At 69.2% G+C, this 16,934-nt stretch carries 15 protein-coding genes; 10 read left to right on the top strand and 5 right to left on the bottom strand.

Annotated features, from left to right (window positions below; all coding sequences use genetic code 11):
- The 3 genes from cysC to pgm all read left to right on the top strand — a co-directional run.
- The coding region (gene cysC / locus GGR24_RS17265; RefSeq protein ID WP_183396649.1) for an adenylyl-sulfate kinase at positions 1–363 on the top strand (363 nt) is incomplete at its 5' end.
- 98 nt (positions 364–461) lie between these two features.
- Positions 462–956: a retropepsin-like aspartic protease family protein gene (locus GGR24_RS17260; protein WP_183396648.1), complete on the top strand. Its 495-nt coding sequence runs from the start codon at positions 462–464 to the stop codon at positions 954–956.
- A 70-nt stretch (positions 957–1,026) separates the two neighbouring features.
- Positions 1,027–2,676 (top strand): phosphoglucomutase (alpha-D-glucose-1,6-bisphosphate-dependent), encoded by a 1,650-nt coding sequence (pgm, locus tag GGR24_RS17255; RefSeq protein WP_183396647.1) that lies wholly within the window; start codon positions 1,027–1,029, stop codon positions 2,674–2,676.
- 97 nt (positions 2,677–2,773) lie between these two features.
- Here the strand turns inward: pgm and GGR24_RS17250 are convergent, their stop codons facing one another.
- Positions 2,774–5,992, bottom strand: coding sequence for an efflux RND transporter permease subunit (locus GGR24_RS17250; RefSeq protein ID WP_183396646.1), 3,219 nt, complete (start codon positions 5,990–5,992; stop codon positions 2,774–2,776).
- A 1-nt stretch (position 5,993) separates the two neighbouring features.
- Positions 5,994–7,196, bottom strand: coding sequence for an efflux RND transporter periplasmic adaptor subunit (locus tag GGR24_RS17245; protein ID WP_183396645.1), 1,203 nt, complete (start codon positions 7,194–7,196; stop codon positions 5,994–5,996).
- 336 nt (positions 7,197–7,532) lie between these two features.
- On the opposite strand from GGR24_RS17245, the gene cysG reads away from it, so the two are divergent.
- From cysG to GGR24_RS17220, 5 genes are read left to right on the top strand one after another with little or no spacing between them, the layout of a single operon-like run.
- The gene (cysG, locus tag GGR24_RS17240) at positions 7,533–8,951 is read left to right on the top strand and encodes a siroheme synthase CysG (protein WP_183396644.1); all 1,419 of its coding nucleotides are present in this window, start codon (positions 7,533–7,535) and stop codon (positions 8,949–8,951) included.
- A gap of 13 nt (positions 8,952–8,964) precedes the next feature.
- Positions 8,965–9,300 carry a DUF2849 domain-containing protein gene (locus GGR24_RS17235; RefSeq protein WP_183396643.1) on the top strand — a complete coding sequence of 112 codons (336 nt, stop codon included), beginning with the start codon at positions 8,965–8,967 and terminating at the stop codon, positions 9,298–9,300.
- A gap of 12 nt (positions 9,301–9,312) precedes the next feature.
- On the top strand, positions 9,313–10,974 hold the full coding sequence (locus tag GGR24_RS17230; RefSeq protein ID WP_183396642.1) for a nitrite/sulfite reductase: 1,662 nt from the start codon (positions 9,313–9,315) through the stop codon (positions 10,972–10,974).
- Entirely contained in the window at positions 10,961–11,728 is a 768-nt protein-coding gene (locus GGR24_RS17225; protein ID WP_183396641.1) for a phosphoadenylyl-sulfate reductase, read from the top strand. The genes GGR24_RS17230 and GGR24_RS17225 overlap by 14 nt, the downstream gene beginning before the upstream one ends.
- Entirely contained in the window at positions 11,725–12,312 is a 588-nt protein-coding gene (locus tag GGR24_RS17220; RefSeq protein ID WP_183396640.1) for a DUF934 domain-containing protein, read from the top strand. The genes GGR24_RS17225 and GGR24_RS17220 overlap by 4 nt, the downstream gene beginning before the upstream one ends.
- A 2-nt stretch (positions 12,313–12,314) precedes the next feature.
- On the opposite strand, the gene GGR24_RS17215 is transcribed toward GGR24_RS17220, so the two are convergent.
- Both GGR24_RS17215 and GGR24_RS17210 read right to left on the bottom strand, forming a co-directional pair.
- Positions 12,315–13,379, bottom strand: coding sequence for a dipeptidase (locus tag GGR24_RS17215; protein ID WP_183396639.1), 1,065 nt, complete (start codon positions 13,377–13,379; stop codon positions 12,315–12,317).
- A gap of 58 nt (positions 13,380–13,437) precedes the next feature.
- The gene (locus GGR24_RS17210; RefSeq protein ID WP_183396638.1) at positions 13,438–14,439 is read right to left on the bottom strand and encodes an adenosine kinase; all 1,002 of its coding nucleotides are present in this window, start codon (positions 14,437–14,439) and stop codon (positions 13,438–13,440) included.
- A gap of 102 nt (positions 14,440–14,541) precedes the next feature.
- Between GGR24_RS17210 and trpS the strand changes: the two genes are divergently transcribed.
- Together trpS and GGR24_RS17200 are read left to right on the top strand one after the other, a co-directional pair.
- Positions 14,542–15,582, top strand: coding sequence for a tryptophan--tRNA ligase (gene trpS, locus GGR24_RS17205; RefSeq protein WP_183396653.1), 1,041 nt, complete (start codon positions 14,542–14,544; stop codon positions 15,580–15,582).
- A gap of 76 nt (positions 15,583–15,658) precedes the next feature.
- A complete protein-coding gene (locus GGR24_RS17200; protein WP_183396637.1) occupies positions 15,659–16,216 on the top strand; it encodes a NifU family protein in 558 nt (185 codons plus the stop codon).
- A 49-nt stretch (positions 16,217–16,265) separates the two neighbouring features.
- Here GGR24_RS17200 and GGR24_RS17195 read toward each other — a convergent pair whose 3' ends face one another.
- Complete coding sequence (locus tag GGR24_RS17195; protein WP_183396636.1) at positions 16,266–16,889, bottom strand: CAP domain-containing protein; 624 nt, start codon at positions 16,887–16,889, stop codon at positions 16,266–16,268.
- Positions 16,890–16,934 lie beyond the last annotated feature (45 nt).

Raw genomic sequence — 16,934 nt, 5'->3', positions numbered from 1 at the left:
GAGAACATCCGCCGGGTGGGCGAGGTGGCGAAGCTGTTCGTGGAGGCCGGCACGCTCACGATCTGCTGCTTCATCTCGCCGTTCGAGGCGGAGCGCGAGCTGGTCCGCAGCCTGGTCGGCGAGGGCGAGTTCCTGGAGATCTTCGTCGACACCCCGCTGGCGGTCTGCGAAGCGCGCGACCCCAAGGGCCTCTATGCCCGCGCCCGCGCCGGCCAGATCCCGAACTTCACCGGCGTCTCCTCCCCCTACGAACGCCCCCAGACCCCCGACCTCCTGCTCGACACCACCCGGCACGCACCCGAACAGCTCGCCCAGCAGGTCGTCGACCTCATCACCCAAAAAGGCCTCATACAGCCAAGCTGAGGGGCTTTTGCGGAGGTCCTCCCGCGTCGGCGCGCCGTTAACCGGGGCCCCACCAGCCGCGCGGCATGATCCGCCCCGACCTCACGTCGGACGCGGACATGATCAAGATCATCCTGCTCGCGGCCTTCGCCGTGATCGGGGCCGTCTACATGGCCTCGGAGCTGGGCGCCCTCAGGCAGCCGAAGGGCGCTGATCCTGCGCGGCCCCGGCTCGCGGAGAGCGACGGCGCCGTGACGCTGCAGGCCGACGCGGACGGCCACTTCCGCGTCGACGCCACCATCGGCGGCCGCCGCGTGCCGATGCTCGTCGACACCGGCGCCACCGTCGTGGCGCTCTCCTTCGAGCAGGGCGAGGCGCTCGGGCTCGTCTCCGGCGGCGACCGGTTCGACGCGCGCGTCACGACCGCCAATGGCGGGGTCCGCGCGAAGCGCGTCGTGCTCCGGGACGTCCGGATCGGATCGGTCAAGGTGCTCGACGTGCCCGCGGTGGTGCTCACCCGCGGCGCGATGAACGAGAACCTGCTCGGCATGAGCTTCCTGGGGCGGCTGCGCCGGGTCGAGACCGCGCGCGACCGGCTCACGCTCGAACGCTAGCCCGCTGACTTGGCTGCGGGGCCCCGGCGCCCCATCTTGCCGCGGCGTTCGCGTCCAAAGGGGGAACTTCGTGTCAGCAGATGTCAGTCCGCTCGCCGGCAAACCGGTGGCGCCGTCCGCGCTGGTCGACGTGCCCGCGCTGGTGACGGCGTATTTCACCGGCCGCCCTGATATGAGCGACGCGGCGCAGCGCGTCGCGTTCGGGACCTCGGGCCACCGCGGAACGTCGTTCGCGTCGAACTTCACGGAATCGCACATCGTCGCGGTCGCTCAGGCGATCTGCCTGCACCGCCAGCGCGCGGGCGTCGACGGGCCCATGTTCGTCGGCAAGGACACGCACGCGCTTTCCGAAGCGGCGTTCGCGAGCGCGCTCGAGGTGTTCGCCGCGAACGGGGTCGAGGTCAGAATCTCCGCCAATGCGCGGTTCACCCCCACGCCCGTGGTCTCGCACGCGATCCTGACTCACAACCGCGGCCGGGAGCGCGGGCTCGCCGACGGCGTCGTCATCACGCCCTCGCACAATCCGCCCGAGGATGGCGGCTTCAAATACAATCCCCCGAACGGCGGCCCGGCAGGAAGCGACGCCACCAGCTGGATCGAGAAAACCGCCAACAGCCTCATCGAAGACGGGCTGCGGGACGTGCGCCGGACGCCTCTGCGGGCGGCGCTGGCGGCGCCCACCACCCAGCGCCACGACTTCGTCGCCGCCTACTCGGACGACCTGGCCAACGTCCTCGACATGGCGGCGATCCGCGCGGCAGGCGTCCGGATCGGGATCGATCCGCTGGGCGGCTCCAGCCTCGAGTTCTGGGCGCCGATCATCGACCGCTACGGCCTCGACGCGACGATCGTCAACGACGCGGTCGATCCGACCTTCAGGTTCATGACGGCGGACTGGGACGGCAAGGTCCGGATGGACTGCTCCTCGCCCTACGCGATGGCGAAGCTGATCGAACTACAGGATCGTTTCGACGTCGCCTTCGCCAACGACCCCGACGCGGACCGGCACGGAGTCGTGGCGCCGTCCTGCGGACTGCTGAACTCCAACCACTATCTCGCAGCCGCGATTTCCTACCTTTACGCGCACCGGCCGGACTGGAAGGGGCGGCCCGCCGTCGGCAAGACCTTGGTGTCGAGCAGCGTGATCGACCGGCTGGCCGCGTCGCTCGGGCTGGAGCTCAAGGAAGTGCCGGTCGGCTTCAAGTGGTTCGTCGACGGGCTCCATGGCGGCACCATGGGCTTCGCGGGCGAGGAGAGCGCCGGCGCGTCCTTCCTGCGGCGGGACGGAAGCGTCTGGACCACCGACAAGGACGGCATGATCATGGGCCTGCTGGCGGCCGAGATGACCGCCGTCATGGGCCGCGATCCGGGCGAGATCTACCATGAGCTGACGGAGCGGCTCGGCGCGCCGCTCTATGGCCGGATCGACGCCCCGGCGACGCCGAAACAGAAGTCGCTGCTGAAGAGCCTGTCCCCGGACCAGATCAAGGGCGACGCGCTGGCAGGGGACCCCATCCGGGAACGCCTGACCCGCGCGCCCGGCAATGGCGAGCCGATCGGCGGGATCAAGGTCGTCACCGAGAACGGCTGGTTCGCGGCCCGGCCCTCGGGCACCGAGAACGTCAACAAGATCTATGCGGAAAGCTTCCTGGGCCCCGACCACCTCCGACGGATCGAGGCCGAGGCTCAGGAAATCGTGGCCCGCGCCCTCCAGGGCTGACCCGATCCGACCGCCGGGGCTCTGACACGCCTGACATAAGAAAGGAGCGGCGCGCTGAGCGGCCGCTCCTTTTTCTTTGACTGCGGGGACGTGCGGATCAGGCCGGGTGCGGAGCGGCGTCGCCGGGCGGCTTGTCGCCGCCGCCCGGCTTGTCCTCGCCGGCCGGAGGGCCGCCGTTCTCGCCCTGCTTCTTCCCGCGGAAGCGGATCACCGCCAGCCGGATCGCCACATAGAACACCGGCGTCAGGAACAGGCCAAGGATCGTCACGCCGACCATGCCGGCGAGCACGGCGGTGCCGATCGCCTGCCGGAGCTCGGCTGCAGCGCCGCTCGCGAAGGCGAGCGGGACCACGCCGAGCGAGAAGGCGAGCGACGTCATGATGATCGGTCGCAGACGGTCCCGGCACGCGTCGATGGCGGCCTGCGCCGGACTCTCCCCCTCCTCCTCGCGCTGCCGGGCGAACTCCACGATCAGGATCGCGTTCTTGGCCGCCAAGCCGATCAGCACGATGAAGCCGATCTGCGTCAGGATGTTGTTGTCCGAAGCGCGGGCGTGGACCCCGAGCAGCGCCGCCAGCAACGACAGCGGCGTGATCAGGATGATCGCGAGCGGCAAGGCCCAGCTCTCATACTGCGCGGCCAGGAACAGGAAGACGAACAGGATCGCCAGACCGAACACGTAGATCGCCGTGTTGCCCGCGAGCTTCTCCTGATAGGCGAGGTCGACCCACTCGAACTGCACCCCGGGCGGCATCGTCTCGGCGAACAGCTTCTCCATGAACTCGATCGACTGACCCGTCGACACGCCAGGCGCGGCGTTACCCTGCACCGCGATGGCGTTGTAGATGTTCTCCCGTTCGACCGTGTAGGGACCCGTCTGGTTGCGCGCGGTGATCAACGTGCCGAGCGGGACAAGCGCGCCGGTCGTCGAACGCACCTTGAACTGGTAGACGTCCGCCAGCTTCACCCGGAAGGGCGCATCCGCCTGCGCGTTCACCTGGAAGGTGCGGCCGAGCGCGGTGAAGTCGTTGACATAGGCTGTGCCGAGCAGGGTTTGCAGCGCGCTGAATATGTTCTGGATCGGCACGTTCAGCTGCTGCGCCATGACTCGGTCGATGTCGAGATAGACCTGCGGCGACCGGGTGTTGAAGGCCGTGAAGACGCCTGTCACCTGTCCGCTCGCGTTGGCCTTCTGGATCATGCCGTTGACCGCCTCCTCGAGCGCGGGGAAGCCGATCCCGGTGCGGTCCTGGACATACATCTTGAAGCCGCCGCCCTGACCGATGCCGCGCACGGTGGGCGGCAGGATCGCGATCACGAAGGCTTCCTCGATCACGCCGAGCCGCTTTTGCGCCTCGGCGAGAATGGCGGGCGCGCGCTGGCTCGCGCCATGCTTGTTCCGCTCCTCGAAGGCGTCGAAGATGATGAAGCTCGTCGCCGCATTCGAGGCGGCGGAGAAGGTCGCGCCGCTGAAGCCCGCGATCGTGACGGCGTTCTTCACGCCGGGAACGCTGCGGGCGATCTTTGCGGCCCGCCGCGCCACCTCGTCGGTGCGCTGCAGGTTCGCGCCCTCCGGCAGCTGGGCGATCAGGATCGCATAGCCCTGGTCGGCCTGCGGGATGAAGCCGCGCGGCACGATCGAGAACATGTAGACCGCGCCGCCGATCAGCACGCCATAGATCAGCAGGAACAGGGCGCGATGGCCGACGATCCAGCCGACCGAACGGGAATAGCTGTGCGCGCCGCGGTCAAAGTTGCGGTTGAAGAAATCCGCGGCCCTCTGGCCGAGCCCCCGCCGACCGCCATGCTGGTGCGGCTTGAGCAGGATCGCGCAGAGCGCCGGCGAAAGCGTCAGCGAGACGATCGCTGAGAACACCGTGGCGGTCGCGATCGTGAGCGCGAACTGTTTGTAGAAGATGCCGGAGATGCCCGGGATGAAAGCCGTCGGCACGAACACGGCGCACAGCACGAGCGCGATCGCGACGACCGCCGTGCCGACCTCGTCCATGGTCGCGTGGGCGGCCTCGCGTGGCGTCTTTCCCAGCGCGATGTTGCGCTCGACGTTCTCGACCACGACGATCGCGTCGTCGACCACGATGCCGATCGCCAGGATCAGGCCGAACAGCGTGAGCAGGTTCAGCGAGAAGCCGAACGCCGACATCACGAAGAAGGTCGCGATCAGCGAGACCGGGATCGCGGCGACCGGCACGATGGCCGCCCGCCACGACTGCAGGAAGATGAACACCACGATGACGACCAGCGCCACCGCCTCGTAGATCGTCTCCTCGACCGCATCGATGGACTCGTTGATGAACTCGGTCGGGTTGTAGTCGATGCGGTATTCGAGGCCCTCCGGGAACGCCTTCTTGAGCGTCTCCATGGTGGCCTTGATCTGTTCGGCCGCCTCCGTGGCGTTGGTGCCAGGGCGCTGGAAGATGCCCATGCCGACGGTCGGATCGTCGCCCAGATAGGAGTTCGACGAATAGGAGCGGGCGGCGAGTTCGACCCGCGCCACGTCGCGCAGGCGCAGCAGTCGCCCGTCCGAGGTCGCCCGGACGATGATCTGCTTGAACTGCTCCGGGTCGTTGAAACGCCCCTGGGTCGTGACGGTGATCTGGTGTGCGGTGCCGGGCGGAGACGGCGGCGCGCCGAGCGATCCGCCGGAGACCTGGACGTTCTGCTCGGAGATCGCGTTGACGACGTCGCCGGCCGAAAGGCCGTAGGCGGCCAGCGAATTGGGGTCGAGCCAGACGCGCAGGGAGAGCTCGCGCTCGCCGAAGATCCGGATGTCGCCGACGCCCTCGATGCGCTTCAACGCGTCGATGATGTTCACCGACGCGTAGTTCGACATGTAGATCGTGTCGAGCGTCTGCTTCGGCGAGATCAGGTTCACGACCATCAGGAAGTCCGATGATCGCTTGTTCACCTGCACGCCGTTCCGGCGGACCGCCTCCGGCAGACGCGGATCCGCCTGGCTGACGCGGTTCTGAACCTGAACCTGCGCGATGTCCTGGTTGGTGCCCGGCTGGAACGTCACGGTCAGCTGCAGCTGGCCGTCGCCCGTGGCGAGCGAGTTCATGTAGATCATGCCCTCGACGCCGTTGATCTGCTGCTCGAGCGGAGCGGCGACGGTCTCGGCGATCGTCTCGGCGCTGGCGCCGGGATACTGGGCGGTGACCGAAATCGTGGGGGGCGCGATCTCGGGGTACTGCGCGATCGGCAGCCCGAGCAGCCCGACGAACCCGACGATGGTGAGGACGATCGAGACGACCGACGCGAAGATCGGCCGGTCGACGAAGAAATGTCCGAAGCCCATCTTACTTCCCCGCGGCCGGCTGCGCCGCCTTGTCCCACGAGCTCGCCGGCGCGGTCGGATCAACGGTCTTCGGGATGACCTGCGAGCCCGGGCGGGCGCGCATCAGGCCGTCGACGATGACTTGGTCGTCGGGCGACAGACCGCTCCTGATGATCCGCAGATCGCCATCGAGCTGCCCGAGCTCGACGACCTTCGGGACGACCTTGTTGTCCGCCCCCACGACCATCACGATCTTGCGGGTCTGGTCGGACAGGATCGCGACGTCAGGCACCAGCAGGGCCTCGAAGGGCTCGCTCGCCTGCATCCGCAGGACGCCGAACACGCCGGAGACCAAGGACGCATCCTCGTTCGGCATGGTGGCGCGCAGCCGCAAGGTGCCGGTCTGCTGGTCGAGCTGGTTGTCGGCGAAATCAATGCGTCCCTTGATGGTGAACTTTTCGGAACCCGGGAGCGAGATCTCCACCGGCGCGCCGCCGTCGGCGTCGTTCACCAGATTGGCGCGGATGTAGCCGACATAGCGGAGGAAGCTCTGCTCATCGACGTCGAAATAGAAGTAGATCGGCCGGACGTTGACGATCGTGGTGAGCAGCGTGGCGCCCGCGCCGGCCGCGATCAGATTGCCTTCCGTGACAAGCTTGCGGCCGATCCGCCCGTCGATCGGAGAGCGGACGTCCGTCCATTCGAGGTTGAGCTTGGCGGTGGCGAGCGCAGCCTGGGCGGACTGCAGCGAGGCCTGCGCCTCGAGATAGGCCTGGTTGCGCTGCTGGGCGACCTGATCGCTGATGTTGCCGGTCTTGAGCAGATCCTTGGCGCGATCGACGTCCGCCTTGGTGAGGTCGATCCGCGTGCGGGCGGTGGCGACCGAAGCTTGCGCCTGATCAAAGGCGTTCTGGTAAGGCCGCGGATCGATCTTGAACAGCCGGTCGCCCTTCTTGACGTCCGCGCCATCCCGGAACAGCACTTCCATCAGCTGGCCGCTGACCTGGGCGCGCACTTCGACGAGGCCGGAGGCCTCGAAGCGCCCCGTGAACTCGGCCTTGTCGGTGACCACCCGCTTTACGGGCTTCGCGACCGAGACGGGCAACGGGCCCGGGGCTCCCTGCGCCATGGCGGGCGATCCTGCGGACGCGCCGCCGACGATCACGGCGAGCGCCAAGATCGCGCGAGCGATGGCCGGAACAGAGAGCTCGGAGATGAGGGACATGGGCCACCTGCGCGGAAGGACGCGCGCCGCAAGCGGCGCACGTGAAGCAACAATACCAGACGTCCCCGGCCCGAGTTGATAGAGGGCGGAGACCGAAACGGCAACCTGAGAGCTCCTGTTTCTCCGCGGGAGCCGGGTCACGTTGTCCATTGGCGGCGCAAGAAGGCGGCAGGATGTTAGCCGGGTCGCTGCAAAACGTCGCGCGGCGCCGAGCGCGGGCTCGATCGCCGAGATCACCAGGGCGCGCGGAATATTATTACAGTTACATTTTGTAATTTATTTCTCCATCGCTCTTCCATATGTAGAATTCAGATCCGCCTTTCGCCGGAGCGCCCATTGCCGCGCCTTTCATCCTTTCCTGCGTTTCACCGCGTCGCTGACCGCAAGGTCCTGATCGTGGGCTCCGGCCCGGCGGCGGCGGCCAAGACGCGCCTTCTCGGCGAGACGTCGGCCCGGCTCGTCGTGATCTCGGATCGTCCCGGCGCGGAACTTCTCGCGGACGTCGCGCGCGTTAAGGCTCACCTGCTGGTGGAGCCCTTCACCCCCGGCCACCTCGAAGAGGCGGCCCTCGCCTTCGCGGCGACGGAGGACGAAGAGCAAGACCGGCGGATCGCCGAAGCCGCGCGGGCCGCCGGCGTGCCGGTCAACGTCGTCGATCGGCCGGAACTCTGCGACTTCATCACTCCCGCGATCGTCAACCGCGCGCCGCTCGTCGTCGCGGTCGGCACCGAGGGGGCTGCGCCCGTCCTGGCGCGCCACGTGCGGGCGAGGATCGAGGCGATGCTCGCTCCCGAACTCGGTCGCCTGGCCGGGCTGGCGGACGGCCTGCGCGGCACGGTCGCGCGGCTGCTGCCGGCCGGCGAGGCGCGCCGGCGGTTTTGGGCGCGACTGTTCGACGGGCCTGTGGCGGCGCGCGCGCTCTCGGGCGACATCGCGGGCGCGCGCTCGGCCGCAATGCGCATGATGGCCGAGAAGCCGGACGCTTCCGGCTTCGTCTGGCTGGTCGGCGCGGGCCCCGGGGCCACCGACTTGCTGACGCTGCGCGCCCAGCGGGTTCTGCAGGAAGCCGACGTGATCGTGTACGACGCTCTCGTTCCCGAGGCGGTCGTCGCGATGGGCCGCCGCGACGCCGAGCGCATCTCGGTCGGCAAGCGCAAGGGCCGGCACGAGGTCGCCCAGGACGAGATCTGCGCGCTTCTTGTGCGCGAGGCGTCGGCCGGCCGCCGGGTGGTGCGCCTGAAAAGCGGAGATCCGCTGATTTTCGGCCGGGCCGGCGAGGAGATGACGGCGCTCGCCGAGGCCGGAGTTCCCTTTGAAGTGGTCCCCGGCGTGACGGCCGCATTCGCCGCCGCCGCGTCCGCGCGCGCGCCGCTCACGCTCCGCGGCGTCGCGTCGAGCCTGGTGTTCGCGACCGGGCATGACGTCGATGGCCGCACGCTGCCCGACTGGGCCGGGCTGGCGCTGCAGGGCGCCACTGTCGCGGTCTATATGGGCCGCTCCGTCGCGGCCGGCGTTGCAGATCGGCTTGTCGAGGCGGGGCTCTCCGCCGACACGCCGGTCGCCGCCGTCGAGAACGCGGCCCAGCCGAACGAACGGATCCTCTTCGGCGACCTCAGCGAATTGCCCGCGCTCGCCGGGCGGGCGGACCTCGATGGTCCCGTTCTCATCCTCATCGGCCGCGCGCTTGCGCAGGCGCGTCCTGCGGAAGCCGACGTGCTCGCTCCGCGCCCGCGCGACGCGACCGAAGCCGCCTGAAGGAACTTCTCGAATGTCCGCACCGATCCAGAAGTCCGGCGCCAAGACCCGGGCCGAGACGCAGGTCGTCACAGCCAATCGCCTCGACGACGGGGTGGTGGTCTATCTCGACCCCAAGGGGGGATGGACCCCGCGCCTTGACCACGCCGCGCCGCTCTCCGGGCCGGCGGCGCTCGCCGCGGGGCTCGACGCTGGCAAGCGCGCCGAGGCCCAGCAGATCGTCGTGGAATCCTATGCGATCGACGTGGCGCGCGAGCCGGCCGGCCTGCGCCCGTTGCGCCTGAGAGAACAGATTCGCGCCTTCGGCCCGACGATCCTTCCGGATCCGTCGGCGGCCGCGGGCGCCTGAGGAGCCATCCGGATGTACCGCTACGACGAATTCGACCATGGCTTCGTCAAAGCCCGCACCGCCCAGTTCCGGGACCAGGTCGAGCGCCGCCTGTCGGGCGAGCTCACCGAGGAGCAGTTCAAGCCGCTCCGTCTGATGAACGGCGTCTATCTGCAGCTTCACGCCTACATGCTGCGGGTCTCGGTGCCATACGGCACGCTGTCGTCGCCCCAGATGCGGATGCTGGCGCACATCGCGCGCACCTATGACCGGGGCTACGGGCATTTCACGACCCGTCAGAACATCCAGTTCAACTGGCCGGCGCTGAAGGACATCCCGGCGATCCTCGACGATCTCGCCTCGGTCGAGATGCACGCCCTGCAGTCCTCCGGAAACTGCATCCGCAACGTCACCGCCGACCATTTCGCCGGCGCGGCGGCGGACGAGGTCGCGGATCCGCGGCCCTACGCCGAGATTCTTCGGCAATGGTCCTCGGTTCACCCCGAATTCTCGTACCTGCCGCGCAAGTTCAAGCTCGCCCTGATCGGCGCCGACGAGGATCGCGCCGCGATCCAGTTCCACGACATCGGCCTTCAGCTGAAGCGCGACGCGACAGGCGCTCTCGGCTTCACGGTCTATGTCGGCGGCGGCCAGGGCCGCACGCCGATGATCGCCCACAAGGTTCGCGACTTCCTGCCCGAGCAGGACCTGCTCGCCTATGTCGAGGCGATCATGCGCGTCTACAACCTGAACGGGCGCCGCGACAACAAGTACAAGGCCCGGATCAAGATCCTGGTCCACGAGACGGGCGCGGAGGAGATCACCCGCCAGATCGAGGCCGAGTTCCAGGAGGTCCTGAAGACGGACATCCTGCGGCTGCCCGACGAGGAGATCCGCCGGATCGCGGCCTATTTCGCCCCCCCTGCCCTGCCCGAGCGGCCTGCGCGTTCGAGCGCGCTCGAGGCCGCCCGCGCCGACAGCCGCGACTTCGCGGACTTCGTCGATCGCAACGTGACGCCGCACAAGACGGCCGGCTACGGCCTGGTCACCATCTCGCTGAAGCCGGTCGGCGGCATCCCCGGCGACGCCACGGACGCGCAGATGGAGGCGGTCGCCGATCTCGCCGAGCGCTACTCGCAGAGCGAGATCCGCGTGAGCCACGAGCAGAACCTCGTCCTGCCGCATGTCGCGCTGGACGACCTTCCGGCGCTCTACGCCGGACTTCGGGAGGCCGGGCTCGCGGACGGCAACGCCGGGCTCGTCACCGACATCATCTGCTGCCCCGGGCTCGACTATTGCGCTCTCGCCAACGCGCGCTCGATCCCTGTCGCCCAGGACCTGTCGCGTCGCTTCGGCGCGCCGGAGCGACAGAAGGAAATCGGCGAGCTCAAGATCAAGATCTCGGGCTGCATCAACGCCTGCGGCCACCACCACGCGGGCCACATCGGCCTGCTCGGCGTCGATCGGAAGGGCGAGGAGGTCTACCAGATCACCCTCGGCGGCTCCGGCGACGAGAACGCCGCAGTCGGCGCGCTGATCGGGCCGGGCTTCTCCATCGCGGACGTGGGAGGCGCGGTGGAGACCGTGGTCGACACATATCTGAAGCTGCGCGAAGGCCCGCAGGAGAGCTTCCTCGCGGCGGTGCGGCGCGTCGGGCAGAAGCCCTTCAAAGAGGCGCTTTATGGAGCGGCCTGATCTCCCGCTGCCGCGGGTCAGCGAGGCCCGCGCCGCCGAGCGCGCGACGTCTCTCGCGGCGCATCTCGACCGCCTGCACCGCGGCCGGAGCGCGGAGGCGATCCTGCGCGCGGCGATCGACAGCCTGTTCCGCGGCCGCATCGCGCTCGTCTCGAGCTTCGGGGCCGACTCCGCCGTGCTCCTGCATCTGGTCGGCGCCGTGAACCCCGCCACGCCGGTCATCTTCATCGACACCGGACAGCTGTTCGAGGAGACGCTCGCCTACCGCGACGAGCTGGTCAGCCGGATCGGCCTCACCGACGTCCGGTCCACCGGCCCAAGGCCGGAGCGGCTGGCGCGGCTCGACCCGGAGAGCTTCCTCTGGCAGACGAATCCCGACCTCTGCTGCCGCATACGCAAGGTCGAGCCGCTCGCCGCCGCGCTCGGCGATTTCCCCGCCTGGATCTCCGGCCGCAAGCGCTTCCAGAACGCGCAGCGGGCCAACCTGCCGCTGTTCGAGGGCGACGGGCGGCGGATCAAGGTCAATCCGCTCGCCGAGTGGACGGCGGAGGATCTCGAGAGCTATAGGCGCGACCACGATCTGCCGGCCCATCCGCTGGTCAAGCGCGGCTATCTGTCGATCGGCTGCATGCCCTGCACCAGCCGGGTCAAGCCTGGCGAGGACCCCCGCGCCGGGCGGTGGCGCGGACTGCAGAAGACCGAGTGCGGCATTCACGTCCGCGACACGCTCGAACACGAAGGAAGCGGGATATGAACGCCCTTGCGCGAGTCCCCGTCGAGCCTGCGGCGACGTCCGTCGCCGCCCCGGCCGCCTCTGCTCCCGCCGAGCCCGCGCTGTGGCGCAATGGGCGCTTCGAAGCCGACGAATGGGAGCGCGTGGCGCCCGACGCGGCCGTCCCGGAGGGCCCGGCCCTTCTGCCGCTCACGCGCTTCCTCGCCGAACGCCAGGCGCTCGCCGCCCGCAACGCCCCGCTCGGCGTCGTGGTCCAGCCGGACGAAGCGCTCGAGGAGCTCGCGCCCTATCTGGACCGCGTCTCGCTGGTCGCGCTGGTGTTTCCGAAATTCGCCGACGGCCGGGCGAGCTCGATGGCCCGGGTGCTGCGCGAGCGCTACGGCTTTGCGGGCGAACTGCGCGCCACCGGCGACGTGCTGATCGACCAGATGCCGCTGATGCGCCGTTGCGGGTTCGACGCCTTCGAAGTCGTCAACGAGCCCACGCGGCGCCAGCTCGCGGCCGGCAAGTGGCCGGACGTGCCGTACTATCTCCAGCCGACCGGGGCGCCTGCGCAGTTGGAGGTGCCGGCAGGAACCCGGCCATGGACGCGGCGGCCGGGCTGACCTCAGCCGCCCCAGATCCGCTCGAGCACCGCGAGCCAGTTCCGCCAGGCGAGCTTTTCCAGCGTCTCCTGGTCGAAACCATACTGGCGCAGCGCCTCGATCAGGCGCGGCAGGCCCGCGACGTCGTGCAGTTCGAACGGCACGACCGCGCCGTCGAAATCCGATCCGAAGCCGACATGGTCGACGCCGAGCCGGCCGATCAGATGATCGAGGTGGCGCGCCATCGTCTCGAGCGGCGTGTCGGCGCGCATCCTGCCGTCCTCGCGCAGGAAGCAGGTCGCGAAGTTGAGTCCCACCAGCCCGCCGGTGTCGCGGATCGCGTCAAGCTGGCGATCGGTCAGGTTGCGGGCGTGGGGCGTAAGCGCGTGCGCGTTCGAGTGGGTCGCGACGAGCGGAGCGCGGGATAGCCGCGCGACGTCCCAGAAGCCGGCCTCGTTGAGGTGCGACAGGTCGAGGACGATCCGGAGAGCGTCGCATTCGGCCACGAGATCCCGTCCGGCCTGGCTTAGGCCGGGGCCGATGTCGGGCGAGGACGGGAAGCGAAACGGCGCGCCGTAGCCGAAGACGTTCGGCCGGCTCCAGACCGGCCCGAGCGACCGAAGCCCGGCCGCGTACAGCACGTGAAGCGCGTCCAGGTCGGGCCCGATCGCCTCGGCGCCTTCGATGTGGAGCACGGCCGCGAGCGAGCCGGCCTCCTTCGCCCGGCGGATGTCCGCGACGCTGCGGCAAGTCGCGACCGCGCCCTCCGAGGCGCGCTCGATCCGCAGGAGAATCGCCGCCATCGCGAGCGTGGCCGCCTGCGCTTCGGCGAGCGGCAGCGGCTCGGGCGTCGGGACGTCGTATTGGGCGGCGCGCATGAGCGCGAGATAGTCGACGCCAAGCTGCCGCGACGGGGTGAAGGCGGCGAACAGGCCGCCGAACAACCCGCCCTCACGCGCTCGCGGCAGGTCGAGATGCCCGCCTGCGCCGCCTTCAAGAAAGGCCCGGACGCCGCCGTCGGGGCGCCCGAGTTCGCGCAGGCGGAGCAGGACGTCGTTATGACCGTCGAAGACCGGGAGCGGCGTCATGAGCTCACGATGCCCGGCTCCTGACCCGAGAGGCAAACCGGCTGCGACGCCGCGCCCCTCAGAGCAGGCCGCGGCCCTGGGCCAGGCTGCGCAGGTCGACCTGCGGCCGGGCCCCCACATGGCTGATCACCTCCGCCGCTGCGAGCGACCCGAGTTCGGCGGCCCGCTTCAGGTCGAGATCGTTGGTGTAGCCGTACAGGAAACCGGCGGCGAACAGGTCGCCCGCGCCGGTCTTGTCGACGATCTCGCCGTCCACCGGCGCGGCCGGCACGCGGATCCGCTCGTCGCCCTGAACGATGACGCAGCCTTCCGCGCCCAGGGTCACGGCCGCGAGCTTCGCGTCCCGTGCGACCGCCTCGACCGCCGCGTCGATGTCGCCGGTCTCGTAGAGCGCCTTGAGCTCGCTGTCGTTGGCGAACAGGATGTCGACGTCGCCGTCCCGCAGCAGCGCGAGGAACTCGGCGCGATAGCGATCGACGCAGAACGAGTCGGAGAGCGTCAGCGCGACCTTGCGGCCGGCCTCATGGGCCAGCGCGGCCGCCTTGCGGAAGGCCTCCTTGGCGGCCGGCGGGTCCCACAGATAACCCTCGAGATAGACGACCTTGGAGCTCTTGACGGCGGCCTCGTCGATGTCGTCGACGCTCAGCGCCTGGCAGGCGCCCAGATAGGTGCTCATCGTCCGCTCGCCGTCCGGCGTGACCAGCACGAAGCAACGAGCCGTCGAGACCCCGTCGGGCGCGGCCGGCGTGTCGAAGTCGACGCCCACGGCGGTGATGTCGTGCCGGAAGGCCTGGCCGAGCGGATCAGCCTTGACCCGGCCGACGAAGGCGGCGCGGCCGCCGAACGAGCCGAGCCCCGCGAGCGTATTGGCGGCCGACCCGCCCGAAGCCTCGATCGCCGGGCCCATCATTCCATAGAGCGTCTCGGCCCGCGCCTCGTCGATCAGGCTCATCGAGCCCTTGGCCAGCCCTTCGCGCGCCAGGAACGCCTCGTCGGTTCGGGCGATCACGTCGACGATCGCGTTGCCGATGCCGAGGACGTCGTACTTGGCTGGCGTCATCCGTAAGCTCCTGACGGCGAATGTGGGATGGGGGTCGCGGCCCTTGCGCGGCCGTCAGCCGGACGCCATAACGCGCCGTCAATCATGAGGCAATCGAAGACGATGGCGAGCGTTCCGCAGCGGGTGTTTTCCGGCGTCCAGCCGACGGGAAACCTGCACCTCGGCAACTATCTGGGCGCCATCAAGCGGTTCGTGGAGCTGCAGGATCGCTTCGGCTGCATCTACTGCGTGGTCGACCTGCACGCGATCACGGTCTGGCAGGATCCGGCCGAGCTCAGGCGCTCGATCCGTGAGGTCGCGGCGGCGTTCCTGGCCGCGGGCGTGGATGGCGAGAAGCACATCGTCTTCAACCAGAGCCAGGTGTCGGGCCACGCCGAACTCGCCTGGATCTTCAACTGCGTCGCCCGCCTCGGCTGGCTGAACCGCATGACGCAGTTCAAGGAGAAGGCCGGCAAGGACCGCGAGAACGCCTCCGTCGGCCTCTACGCCTATCCGAACCTGATGGCGGCGGACATCCTGCTCTACCGCGCGACCCATGTGCCGGTCGGCGAGGATCAGAAGCAGCATCTCGAGCTCGCCCGGGACATCGCGCAGAAGTTCAACAACGACTTCGCCGCCTCCATCGCCGCGAACGGCCTCGACGAAAAGTTCTTCCCGCTTCCCGAGCCGCTGATCGCAGGACCCGCCACCCGGGTCATGTCGCTGCGCGACGGCTCCAAGAAGATGTCGAAGTCGGAGCCCTCGGACGCCTCCCGCATCAACCTGACGGACGACGCCGACCAGATCGCCTCCAAGATCCGCAAGGCCAAGACCGACCCGCTGCCGCTGCCGGAGACGGTCGAGGGCCTGAAGGATCGTCCGGAGGCTGACAATCTCGTCGGCATCTACGCCGCGCTCGCCGACAGCGACGCTGCCGCGGTGCTCGCCCAGTATGGCGGCGCCCAGTTCTCGGCGTTCAAGCAGGCGCTGGTGGACCTCACGGTCGACAAGCTCGCGCCGATCAACGCCGAGATGAAGCGGCTGGTCGCCGATCCCGGCCATATCGACCGGGTGCTCGGACATGGCGCCGAGCGCGCGGACGCGATCGCCGAGACGACGATGGCGGCGGTGAAGGACATCGTCGGTCTGATCCGCCGCGCCTGAGCGGCCCCGGGGGCCGGGCGATTGACCCCCGGTCCCAAAACCCCCATGTCTCGGTGAACTTCGAGAGGTCCCAGACATGTTCATCCAGACCGAAGCCACGCCTAACCCGGCGACGCTCAAGTTCCTGCCGGGCCGCGACGTGCTTCCGGGCTCGACGCTCGAGATGAAGGAGCCTGCGGACGCCGCGCGCTCTCCGCTGGCGCAGAGGCTGTTCGCGATCGACGGGGTGACGGGGGTGTTCTACGGCTCCGACTTCATCACCGTGACCAAGTCGGCCGGCGAGTGGCAGCATCTCAAGCCCGCCATCCTGGGCGCGATCATGGAGCACTACCTGTCCGACGCGCCCCTGCTGGCCGAAGGCGGCGAGGCCGAGGCGCCGGGCGAGGAGTTCTTCGAGGACGCCGACGCCGAGACCGTCGACACGATCAAGGAATTGATCGAGACCCGCGTCCGCCCGGCGGTCGCGATGGACGGCGGGGACATCACCTTCCGCGGCTTCCGCGAAGGCGTGGTCTACCTCAACATGAAGGGGTCGTGCTCCGGCTGCCCGTCGTCGACCGCGACGCTGAAGCAGGGCATCGAGAACCTGCTCCGGCACTTCGTTCCGGAAGTCGAGGAGGTCCGGCCGGTCTGACGACCGGCCGGGAGGCGCCCCCTCCGGCGAGCCGGAGGGCGCCCTCCCCTCAGTGGATGCTCGGCACGTAGATTCCGCCCGGCACGCCGATCGGGAACGACGGGACCGCGCGGTTCACCTGGGCGGCGGTCACCTCGGGCCGGGGATCGTTCGGGTCCGCGAGCACCATCGCCCAGAACACCTCATAACGGGTGCCCGGCGCGCGCGCGGCCGCGATGCCGATGCGCGACGCCTTGGGCTGCAGCATGTTCTTCATGTGCGGCGGCGACGAGCGCCAGCCCGTGAAGGCGTCAGCCAGCGTGTCGTGGCCGGCGCCGATGTTCTCCCACATGCCGCCATTGCGGTAGCCGGACCGGGCGATGCGCGCCTTCAGCGAGCCCGCCGAGGTCTCGTGGCTCAGCTTGTTGTCGCGCGCCATCGCGTTCGCCTGCTCTTCCGCCATGCGGTTCAGCGCCGGATCGAGCGTCACCGGGCCGAGGCCGCGGCCGCGGCGGAACTCGCTCACCATCTCGGCCGCGGCGCGCCGGTCGAGCGTGGCGCCGGCCTTGGACTGGCTCTGATACAGGCCCGGCGTGGTCGCCGGCGGCGTCGGCGCCGTTGAGGAGCAGCCCGCAAGCGCGAGCGCAATGCAGGCGGCGCCGATGAATGCGCGGCGCGTCGAGCGATGCGGCATGGACGTGTATTCTCCGGATGAACGTGAGCGACACTGCGCAGGTTG

The organism is Hansschlegelia beijingensis (assembly GCF_014196425.1).
Taxonomy (GTDB): Bacteria; Pseudomonadota; Alphaproteobacteria; order Rhizobiales; family Methylopilaceae; genus Methylopila; species Methylopila beijingensis.
This window is presented reverse-complemented; position numbering and strand designations above follow the sequence as displayed.